1 protein-coding gene is annotated in these 1,495 nt (G+C 35.1%); it reads left to right on the top strand.

Going from position 1 to position 1,495, the window contains the following annotated elements; genetic code table 11:
* Positions 1-67 precede the first annotated feature (67 nt).
* Entirely contained in the window at positions 68-1,372 is a 1,305-nt protein-coding gene (locus tag ACUW85_RS09450) for an ISL3 family transposase (protein ID WP_048727148.1), read from the top strand.
* Positions 1,373-1,495: the final 123 nt, after the last annotated feature.

Below are 1,495 nucleotides of genomic sequence, written 5' to 3'. Positions count from 1 at the left end.
CAAAAAAAGAGGAATCTCCATTATCATAAAGTTAACGACAACCATGATAAGATAGGAGATTCCCCGTATGAATAAGTTTATCAATACCACGTTACAATTGAAAGATGAAAATATAATTTTCGAAGATAAAGTTGAAGAGATGATAGTTAAGAATATAAAGTCACTGATCTATTTCGGCAAGTTAGATGTAAATCCTCAGTATTGTCCAGCCTGCGGCTGCGTTAAACGAGGAAATAGTATCGTTAAGAATGGATCTAAAAAATCAAGAATTACGCTAACAAAGATATCAGGGTTACCTGCTTACCTTGAATTAAGCAAGCAACGCTATCACTGTAGAGAATGCGATAGCTACTTCACTGCTAAATCAGAGATAGTCGGTGATAACTGTTTTATTTCTAAGCGCGTTAAACGGATGGTATTAGACTTTGCAACCAATGCGTTGACACTTAAACATATCGCAGAGACATGCAACGTTTCTGATCATACAGTTCAACGGGTAATTAATGGTGCTGGTAAAGACCTTAAACCTAGCATCTTCGATGCATTACCAGAGCATATTGCTTTCGATGAATTCAAAGGTGTAAAGCATGCCGAAGGAAATATGAGCTTTATGTTTATAGATAATACGAATTCACGTATTGTAGATGTGCTAGGAGATCGCAGAAAATTCAAGCTACGTGATTACTTTTTTGCCTATCCGTTGAAAACTCGTCAGAAAGTTCAAACAGTTACAATGGACATGTACATGCCTTATATGGAAGTCGTTAGAGAGGTATTTCCCAACGCCAAAATCATCATTGATCGTTTCCATTTAGTTCAAGCATTAAATCGAGAATTAAATAAGCTACGTATTGAAGTAATGAATGCTTTCAGGGTTCCTGACCATAGATTGTACAACAAGTATAAGAGATATTGGCGAATATTCCTAATGCCCCGAGAAAACTTAAACTCATGGGATTATCAACCGTTTAAATTATTTGATTGGCTTACGAATACCGGTGGTATTTTAGATTATTTACTAGATAAGAACCCACTATTAAAAGACACCTATAATATCGTCCATAACTTGCGTGAAGCGCTTCAAGAGAATGACTCTGAAGTATTTAAAGCTCAGTTAGCACAGTCTAAGTTAGTTAAATTACCAAGCGGATTAAGACGTGTGCTACGTACATTTACCAAACTTCAAAGATATATTGGTCATACTTTCAAATACAACCACTTAACGAACGGCCGTATAGAAGGTTTGAATAATAAAATTAAGATCTTAAAACGAATAGCTTACGGATACCGAAACTTCCAAAATTTTAGAACTAGAATATTAATGACCAATAAACTATATCTAAATGAAATACCGGTAGTAGAAGCAGCCTAAGGGCTGCTTGATAATCACAAAATAAAGATAAAAAATGAATAATGGAAAAGAGTATAAAAAAACCAGGTAATCTAATGATTACCTGGCAGATATTACTCATCAGTCCTATTTGACGAAGAGCCG

Source organism: Aerococcus sp. 150760013-2 (genome assembly GCF_053627715.1).
The sequence above is the reverse complement of the archived record's forward strand: the minus strand, read 5'-3'. Positions and strand labels throughout refer to the sequence as shown.

Bases quoted from the DNA above. Each gene is read 5' to 3' on its own strand.
- ACUW85_RS09450 (WP_048727148.1), top strand. From the start codon at position 68: ATGAATAAGTTTATCAATACCACGTTACAATTGAAAGATGAAAATATA.